The 9242-nt window shown below is 44.2% G+C and carries 9 protein-coding genes and 2 tRNA genes; 5 read left to right on the top strand and 6 right to left on the bottom strand.

Annotation, left to right across the window (positions count from 1 at the left end):
• Positions 1-896 (bottom strand): phospholipase D-like domain-containing protein (locus RTR63_RS10895; protein WP_312524203.1); only part of this gene is annotated, 896 nt, incomplete at its 3' end.
• A 10-nt stretch (positions 897-906) separates the two neighbouring features.
• On the bottom strand, positions 907-1716 hold the full coding sequence (locus tag RTR63_RS10890) for a hydroxymethylpyrimidine/phosphomethylpyrimidine kinase (RefSeq protein ID WP_312524207.1): 810 nt from the start codon (positions 1714-1716) through the stop codon (positions 907-909).
• A gap of 336 nt (positions 1717-2052) precedes the next feature.
• On the opposite strand from RTR63_RS10890, the gene RTR63_RS10885 reads away from it, so the two are divergent.
• Positions 2053-2142: transfer RNA gene (locus tag RTR63_RS10885), tRNA-Ser, on the top strand.
• A gap of 103 nt (positions 2143-2245) precedes the next feature.
• Positions 2246-2322, top strand: a tRNA-Arg gene (locus tag RTR63_RS10880).
• Between the two features lie 18 nt (positions 2323-2340).
• Here RTR63_RS10880 and RTR63_RS10875 read toward each other — a convergent pair.
• The gene (locus RTR63_RS10875; RefSeq protein WP_312524201.1) at positions 2341-2559 is read right to left on the bottom strand and encodes a hypothetical protein; all 219 of its coding nucleotides are present in this window, start codon (positions 2557-2559) and stop codon (positions 2341-2343) included.
• An 86-nt stretch (positions 2560-2645) separates the two neighbouring features.
• On the opposite strand from RTR63_RS10875, the gene RTR63_RS10870 reads away from it, so the two are divergent.
• A complete protein-coding gene (locus tag RTR63_RS10870) occupies positions 2646-3272 on the top strand; it encodes an RDD family protein (RefSeq protein WP_309593217.1) in 627 nt (208 codons plus the stop codon).
• 21 nt (positions 3273-3293) lie between these two features.
• Here RTR63_RS10870 and RTR63_RS10865 read toward each other — a convergent pair whose 3' ends face one another.
• The 3 genes from RTR63_RS10865 to RTR63_RS10855 form a co-directional block, all read right to left on the bottom strand.
• Positions 3294-3875: a hypothetical protein gene (locus tag RTR63_RS10865; protein WP_312524199.1), complete on the bottom strand. Its 582-nt coding sequence runs from the start codon at positions 3873-3875 to the stop codon at positions 3294-3296.
• Positions 3876-3893: 18 nt separating this feature from the next.
• Complete coding sequence (locus tag RTR63_RS10860) at positions 3894-4799, bottom strand: polyprenyl synthetase family protein (RefSeq protein ID WP_312524197.1); 906 nt, start codon at positions 4797-4799, stop codon at positions 3894-3896.
• Between the two features lie 101 nt (positions 4800-4900).
• Positions 4901-6721 (bottom strand): acyl-CoA dehydrogenase C-terminal domain-containing protein, encoded by a 1821-nt coding sequence (locus RTR63_RS10855; RefSeq protein WP_312524195.1) that lies wholly within the window; start codon positions 6719-6721, stop codon positions 4901-4903.
• 399 nt (positions 6722-7120) lie between these two features.
• On the opposite strand from RTR63_RS10855, the gene RTR63_RS10850 reads away from it, so the two are divergent.
• A complete protein-coding gene (locus RTR63_RS10850; RefSeq protein WP_312524205.1) occupies positions 7121-8902 on the top strand; it encodes an ABC transporter ATP-binding protein in 1782 nt (593 codons plus the stop codon).
• A 132-nt stretch (positions 8903-9034) separates the two neighbouring features.
• Positions 9035-9242 (top strand): MarC family protein (locus RTR63_RS10845; protein WP_312524193.1); only part of this gene is annotated, 208 nt, incomplete at its 3' end.

Genomic DNA, 9242 nt, shown 5'->3' with positions numbered 1-9242 from the left:
GAAAAATTGGCGTTGGTTTCTGCGCTGATATCCGTGGTCGTGACAAGTGCCATGGCTTTTACCGAATTGACGTTATCATGACCTTCCACCCGTATCATGACATCAATCCATTTGCCCACATGCTCGTTTTGTTTGAAAAAATCGGGGTCGATTAAATTAAAACTTCCCGTATAGCCATAGCAACTGTCAAAAATAGCCAGCTTACGATGGTTGCGGATATCAATACGTTTGACAATGGTTTTGAACAAGCCTACGGGCAACGACTCATGCACAAAGACATCAGCGGCTTTGAGTTTTTTTACCCACGAACTGCGAAAAAACGCATGACTGCCAACGCTATCAGCGAGCAAATGCACGGATACGCCGCGCTGGGTAGCCGCCATCAAAGCTTCTAATAACTCAATCACCCGGCCTTGTGGCGAAACAATATAAAACTCTAGCAAAATAATCGTGTTTGCCGCACGGATATCGGCCAATAAACTGGCAAAAATATGGTCAGCGTCTGTTATCAGCGTCAGCGTATGATTGTCGTACACGCCAAGCCCAGTTTTTAGTAGGGCGATATTGCTCAGTTGCCGTGCTTCGGTGTCTAAATTTTTGGAAATTTCATTAAAATCAATATGCTGAGCGTTGGCAAAGTCACGCAGTAATTTTTGCGCCATCAAACTGCGCTTACGATACTGATGCCCAATATTGATTTCACCAAATAACATATAACCGATGATGCCAACAACAGGCAGGGCAAATAACACCGCAATCCAAGCGATTGCCACGCTTTGGTGGCGCTGCTGTTGAATAACCCGCACAACTAGCCAAAGCGTGATGAGAAAATGGGCGATCACACCTAACTGTAATAGCAACGTCTTGACAATCGACCACTCCAATAATAACCCCATACTAGCTTGCCTAACCTAACATTGAGGTGTAATGAAAGCGCTTGGGAATTCTTTGACCATGAGGGTGGACAATGTCAGCGACTTTAAGCACGTGTTGTATCCAAATATCTGCGCATTGTACCGCTGTCACAAGCTCATCACCCAGTGCCAAGCGACCTGCGATATAACTTGCCAGACTACAGCCTGAGCCATGATATTCACCCGCCAGTCTCGGCAAAATCGCTTGGTATGCCAGTCGGCAGGTTTGGTTGTCATTAATGTATAAATACTGCTCGATACCAGAGGCTTGGCTATCGTGAGACGTCTTGACTAGTACTGCTTTGGCACCTTGTTGACACAAATCTTTGGCGGCGGCGTGTAGATTGTCGATGCCTGTCAAATCACGCAGTTCAATGCTGTTGGGGGTCATGAGGGTCGCAAAAGGGGTCAACTGGGCAAAGGCAGCCACCAAAGTGTCTTTGTCACCTAAAGCACCGCCACTATTGGCCACCAGTACCGGGTCAAGCACATACGGCGTATCTTTTGCAATACTGCCATCGGTGAAAAGCTGCGCGAGCATTGCAATATTGTCAGTGGTGCCAAGCATCCCCGACTTGATAGCTTTGACAGGCAAATCATTGAGCACCGCCAGTGCTTGCGCCCTTACCAGCCCACTTGCGCATGCCTCAAACCCAAAAACTTGCTGTGAACTTTCAACGGTCACTGCGGTACAAGCAATCGCTGCATGACTCCCTGCTTGCCCAATCGACTCAATGTCCGCTTGCAAGCCTGCGCCACCTGATGGATCTAACCCCGAAAAACACAATACAGTGGGGCGCAGTGTCATGCTGGGTGCTAAAATAGGGGCAAGGGTAGCAGGGGTTGACATAAGATTCTCACAGGCTGATTATCAATCCTTGTAAAGGATTGGTTAAATGGTTTTTTAATCATTAGTTTTAAACAGATTATCACATAACGACTGGGTCATGGGCATTCGACTTGTTTCTGGGCAGGCACGGTGTCGCTGCCAAGGTGATGTAATTATTCTCACATAATTTTTTTAAAAAGTCTTGCAAATTTGGATTGGTTTGTTATAATGCCCACCCACAATACTTGAGGTTAATGGCGACATTGACTAAAATTATTGTGCGGTGTTATAGATAAGTAAGACCAATTCGGTGACGTGGGTGAGTGGCTGAAACCACAGCCCTGCTAAGGCTGCATACGGGAAACTGTATCGAGGGTTCGAATCCCTCCGTCACCGCCATTTATTGAATCAAAATTAGTTTTAAAATTATTTAAAATAAAGTTTGACAAAATAAATATTCTAACTTATAATAGCGCCCACTTCAAACGAAGACATTAGTTAAGCGCTTGTAGCTCAGTTGGATAGAGCATCAGGCTACGAACTTGAGGGTCGGGGGTTCGACTCCCTCCAAGCGCACCACTAATTACTCTGTTAAAATTAATCGCCACTCTTTGAGTTTAGGCGATTTTTTTTATGTCTTATTTTTTTATACCTCATATCACTCGGCGGGTTATTTTGCCGTTCCGTTTTTTTCACCACTGCCTCACTATTGCCTAAGGCATTTTCATCCCATTTATGTTGATCTGAGTTATGTTTATCCCAGTTATGTTTATCTAAGCCATGCGCTGATGGGTCTCGAGTGTGCGTTTGAGTCATAGCCTTTTGGTTGTATTTAGGCTACAATTTCGCTTAATTGCTACCATCATTCGCCCGTCATACCTATGCCTAAGACCAAGACCCCAATGTTAAAAACAGCTGAGACCAACAACCAGCCGCAATCCTTACCATCAGCGCCATTGCCAGAACAACAACCGGTGATGGCAAAAGCGACTACTCGGCTGATTGCTATGTTGTACGATGGTATGTTGATTTTGGCGATGCTATTTTTTGTGCAGATGCTGCTTATTGTATTGGGGACTAAACTGCTAGGTTTGGCAGGGACGGATATGAAACAAGCGGCGACATTACCGCTATGGTATCGTAATGTTGTGCAAATCCCTGCGTTCGTGATTATCTTGGTCGGGTTTTATGGGGTATTTTGGCGTAAGGCAGGGCAAACGCTTGGCATGCAGACTTGGCGGCTCAAAACCATGAACCGTGATGGCTCATTGCTAAGTTGGCGGCAATCGATGATGCGGATATTAGCCGCGTGTTTATTGCCGGTGGTCTGCGGGATGATAGGCTATCTTATTCATCAGTCAGTGGGTGCGTTGTATTTTAGTATGTTTATTGGGCTATTGTTTAATTATTGGTTTGCATGGATCAATAAGCAAGGCTTGGCGCTACATGATTTGCTATCAAACACCGTGACCATGAAAATGCCAAAAATTAACCACGAAGGCTTGTTTGCTGGGTTTAGAAAGAAATAGTTTCTAATTTTATGAGATTAATCAGTTTTTATTGGTAAATAGAAATGGAAATTGTGCTTCACATTCAAATTTCATTTTGTCATAAATTGGGTCAGTATCTTCTCCACGTTTAGAATGGTTAGCGAGCATTAAATAATAGTTAGCTCCATTGTATTTGGCAAATATAATCCAATGCCCAGTCCAAGATCCATTATGGTTATTATCTCTGAATTGTTTACCAACTATCTCATTTGTAATTAAATTAGCTAATTCTTTAGAGGTAGTTGCTTTTTCGTATGAATCCTTGAATAGCTGTTCAAATTTACCATCTTCATCAAATAGCTTTAGATAGTTGGCTGCTTGGTCTTCTAGATGTCCGCTAAAGAAATGAGAGTGCCAAAAGCCTTTTAACTTTCCATGTCTAAACTTTGATGCTTTTTTTGTTGGCGTCTTTACTATTAATTTTTCAAGATAATTTATCTCATCGATAATCGATTGAATATCTTTGCTCAACTCTATCCTACATTGAAGTTGATGAATGAAAAATTTTGATAAACGCTTACTATAATTTGTTTCTATTAGTAAACTTTCGACAATATTTATTGATAAGTTAGATATTTGCATAAAGACTCATAGTAAAATTTAACTTTGTCTAGCCCACAACCAGTCCGCCAAATCGAGCAAATAGTTATCATCGCCAAATTCAGCGATCACCGCATTTTTAGCGGTATCAAATAAGCTTTGCGCGTAGGTTTTGGCGGCTTCCACACCCAGTAGTTTGACATAAGTGGATTTATCCAATTTTTCATCACTACCCGCAGGTTTGCCAAGCTGCTTGGTATCGGCAGTCACATCCAAAATATCATCTTGTACTTGAAAAGCCAACCCAATCTGCTCGGCAAAGCTATTGAGTGCTTGCCGCTCGCTGTCAGTCGCGTTGGCACAGATGGCACCCATCAATACTGACGCTTCAATGAGCGCGCCTGTTTTGTCACGGTGAATGGCTTCAAGCGCAGTTTGGCTAAGCTGTTGGTGTTCGCCATTTAAATCCAGCATTTGCCCCATGACCATACGCCGGGCTCGCGGCGCAAACGTGGCAGAAAGCGGAGTAGCAAACTCACTGTTTTCACCAAAATATGTATGGGTCAGGGCTTCAAACGCCAAGGTCTGGAGCACGTCACCGGCAAGCATTGCAGCGGCTTCACCATAGGCGATATGGGTGGTAGGGCGACCTCGGCGCAATGCATCATCATCCATACAAGGCAAGTCATCATGCACCAGCGAATAGCCGTGTAGACACTCCACCGCCATCATGGCACGGCGCACGTCATTAGATAATTGATGGGATGGGTGGGCAAAAATGTTGTTGGTTTTTACCGTGGCAAAAGTTGCGGCAACCAGTAAAGGACGTACCCGTTTGCCGCCATTGGTCATCGCGTATAGGCTTGCTTCATGCAGCGGCGACGGTAACTTGCAGGCTTGCAGGTAGGCTGTGATATCCGATTCTAGTTGATCAATGACTTGGCGCGAAAAAGCAGTAAATTCCATAAGCAATTCTTTTGTATGTGTTAAAATTTTGAGCAATAAAAAAGCTGCCCCCATTAAGGTTGAGCAGCCTTTTTGCAAAATGGCGCAACAAGTTTAACCCATTAGTCTAGGAAATTAAAGCTATCTAAATCCATCGCCATTAACTCGCTTGGTGCCAACATGCTCTCTGAGTGACCTGAGGCGCGTGGCAATAGTTTTTCAAAATAGAACTCAGCGGTTTTGATTTTGGCTTCATAGAATTCTTTGGTTTCGCTGCCGCCATTTTTGAGTTTGTCGTACGCTACTGCTGCCATACGTGCCCAGTGATAGCCCATGATGACATAGCCTGAGTACATTAAGTAATCATCGGATGCCGCTGAGACGATTTCACGGTCTTTACGAGCCGTGAGCATAATACGTGTGGTAAGGGTATTCCACTCTGCACAGTATTTGGTCAATTCCCAAACGAATTTACGCATCCCTTTATCTAATGCATATTCACTACACCATTTCATGATATTGGCGGTGTAATCCAGTAGCACTTTGCCTTTTGATTGGATTAACACTTTACGACCTAGTAGGTCAAGCGCTTGTACGCCTGTGGTACCTTCATACAAGGTTGAGATGCGCGCATCACGGGCGATTTGTTCCATGCCCCATTCTTTGATGTAGCCATGACCGCCGTAGATTTGCATACCATGTTTGGCACATTCAATGCTTAGTTCAGTTAAGAAACCTTTAAGTATTGGGGTATAAAAGCCCAATTTATCATCCCATTTGTGGAATTCAGCATCGTCACCGAGCATCGCTCCTTCAAACATTTTATCAGCATAGCGTGATGCGTGATAAATCATTGAGCGCGCGCCTTCTGAGAAGGCTTTTTGGGTGAGTAACATACGCGCAACATCGGCATGATGGATAATCGCATCAGCCACTTGGTTTGGCTCTTTGGTACCGGATAGGGTACGCATTGAGCGACGTTCTTTGGCGTAGGGCAATGAGTTTTGGAAAGCCAATTCCATATGCGCTAAGCCTTGCATACCTGTACCTAGGCGGGCAGTGTTCATAAAGGTAAACATGGCTTTTAAGCCTTTATTCGGCTCACCGATTAAATAGCCTGTGGCATTATCAAAGTTGAGTACCGCAGTGGCTGATGCTTTGATACCCATTTTGTGCTCAATTGAGCCACAGTTAACGGGATTACGCTCACCAATGTCGCCGTTTTCTGTGACCAAGAATTTTGGCACGATAAATAACGAAATACCCTTGGTGCCTTCAGGCGCATCAGGTAGGCGTGCTAAAACGATATGCACGATATTTTCCGTTAAGTCATGTTCACCGGATGAAATAAAGATTTTGGTACCACTAATCTTATAAGTACCATCGTCTTGTGGGATGGCTTTGGTTTTAACTTGACCCAAGTCGGTACCACATTGTGGCTCAGTCAAACACATGGTGCCCGACCAACGACCTTCTACCAAGGCTGGCATATAAGTGGCTTTTTGCTCAGGGGTGCCGTATTGCATGATGGTATTCATACAGCCCACCGACAGCCCGGGATACATGGCAAATGCCCAGTTTGCCGTGCCCATCATTTCACTTTTGATGAGGTTGACAGACATTGGCATATTCAAGCCACCAAATTCTTCAGGAAACGGTATGGCTTGATACCCAGCTTCAACGAACATATCATAAGCTTCTTTAAAGCCTTTTGGCGTGGTGACAACACCCTTGTCAAAATGGCAGCCTTCAGCATCGCCTGATTGGTACAGTGGCATCAAGACATTGCTACAATAATCCGCAAAACTCTCAAGCATCATATCCACGGTTTCCGGATCGGCATTTTCACCAGATTTTAAGGTTTTGTAGTGTTCGGGGTAATTAAATACTTCATTGGTTAAAAAGCGAATATCACGCAGGGGGGCTTTATATGATAATGGCATACGCTGAAATCCTTTTAATAGGCTATGAACTAAGATAAAAAGGGAAAGGTAAAAATAAGTCTGCTCAGTATAAAGGTATTTGCCGCTAAAAGCTTCAAATCATAATAAATATTCATAAATAATACTAATTATCATAAAATTATTTTATGATTTTGTAGTGCAAAGCTTCGCATGGACAAGAATGCAACAATTACCAACTACCTTAAACTTACTCGTTTTATTTAAACTTTACCAAAGATATTAAACCACCAAACGTATTGAAAAATCATTTGTGAGCCACTCTTGCCAAATATTCCCAACCCATCGCCTAATCAATCGCCTAATCCATCGCTCCCTGATACATCGACACTGCCAGCCAAACCTGCACCGACATCTCTCAACAAACGCGAGCGCGGTGCCGTGCTGTGGTCAATTATCAAAAAATTATCCGTTTTTGCAAAACCTTATCACTCATTAATCATGGCGACGCTGCTACTTACGGTGGTTGGTTCATTTGCCGCGCAGGTCAATGCCTTCGTACTGCGTTACACGGTCGATCATTTGACCGAGATTCTCAAACTCAGCGAGCCGTGGCAGGAAGGTGCAAAATTACTCACGACTATCAGCATCGTGCTACTGCTCAAAGAACTGTTGTACGCGGCAATCAGCTTTGGACAGCGCTATTTTGGTGAAAAAATCCGTATTAATTTGTCCCGGGATTTATCGCAAAAAGTCGTGGCGCGTATTTTAAGTTACCGCATGGGGTTTTATACCCACCCTGATAACGACAGTGGTAAGCTGCAGACGCGCATTGATTTGGGTGTCAGTAGTCTGACGCGCTTGGTGCAAAACTTTTTTATTGATATGTTGCCGTTATTTGCCAATGCGATCGTAGCGCTGGTAGTGATGTTTAGCGCCAATGTGTGGGTGGGGATGGTAGGGCTGGTGATTGTGCCGATTTATTTTTATATCAGTCAAAAACAAGCCACGCGCTTGCAAGGTTTTCGTCGGCAGATGCGCCACTATCGGGAGAGCAAAAGCGAGCAAATCATTTCGCTCATTAACGCTATTACCGTGATCAAATCCTTTGTCCGCGAGCCGATTGAAGCGCAAAAACATTTTGCCATTCAAAAGGAGATGACCGATAACCAACTCAAAACGCGCGGTATTGGCTTTGGCTATGATGCACTCAAAAGCTTTATCGAGCAGATTGGTGTGGTGTCGATTATTATTTTAACGGCGTATTTTGTGCTGGATGGGCAGATGACCATTGGCATGATTATGTTTCATGTGTTGTTGTTTCAAAACGTGGCATCGCCGATTCGCCAGTTGCATCGTATCTACGATGAAGTCAATGATGCGCTGACTTATGCCGAAGGGTTTTTTGATATCTTAGAAGATGATAGCCAAATCGAAGTGGTAGGCGGTGTCAATCCTGCGACGGTGCAGGGCGATATCGAACTTCAGCACGTGGATTTTGTTTATCCCAACGGCAATCAAGCCTTGCAAGATGTCAGCTTTCGCATTCGGCGCAACCGAATTACTGCATTGGTCGGGCTGAGCGGCGCAGGTAAAAGCACCATTATCAATCTGTTGGTAAAATTTTATCAGCCCACGCAGGGGCGAATTTTGCTCGATGGCAAGGATTTGCAAGACTATGATACCCATGAGCTACGCCAACAAATCGGTTTGGTATTGCAAAAAAACCATATTTTTGGCGGGACTATTGAAGAAAATATTCGTTATGGCGATTTAACTGCCAGCCAGGCTCAGATTGAGCAGGCAGCAATACAAGCCTCCATTCATGAACAAATCACCCAGCTGCCCAAAGGCTACCAAAGCGAAGCCAAATCCTTGTCAGGTGGGCAGCAGCAGCGTATTGCACTGGCACGTATGTTTCTCAAAAATCCGCCAATTGTCTTTTTGGATGAGCCGACTGCAAGTCTAGATGCCATTGCCAGCCAGCAAATCAAGCGCAGTTTGGATTTAATCAAACAAAACCGCACGGTGATTATAGTGTCGCACAATATCGCCCAGATTATTGACGCTGATGATTTGGTGGTCATCGAGCAAGGGCGCGTGGTGGAGACAGGCACGCATGATGAACTGTATCGTAAGCAAGGCAAATACTATGAGATTTTTAATGCCATGTCCGATAGTTTAAATCTTGATAAAATCACCCAAACGTTAGAGAGCCATTAATTTCGGGTTCATCATGCAGGCTTAGTATGCGCACTGGTAGCGCTGAGCGGATTAACGCCGTAACCTGGCTTACTTAAATTTATGCTACCATAACTGTTTTGTCATATTCACCCAACAAGTTAGTCAATACTCATGGAATCTCAAGTCTTAAAAATATTTTTGGCACTGGTGGTACTGGTCAATCCATTTGCCGCGTTATCGTTATTTATTGATATCACCAAAGACGCCAATCGACAACAAACTCGCAAAGTTGCACTGATTTCAGCCATTACCGTGTTTGTGACCATCGCGATATTTTCGTTGGCAGGCGAGCCTATCTTAAAGGTGCTGGGGATTTCGC

Source organism: Moraxella sp. CTOTU47724, assembly GCF_032014955.1.
In the GTDB taxonomy this organism is placed as follows: Bacteria; Pseudomonadota; Gammaproteobacteria; order Pseudomonadales; family Moraxellaceae; genus Faucicola; species Faucicola tetraodonis.
The sequence above is the reverse complement of the archived record's forward strand: the minus strand, read 5'-3'. Positions and strand labels throughout refer to the sequence as shown.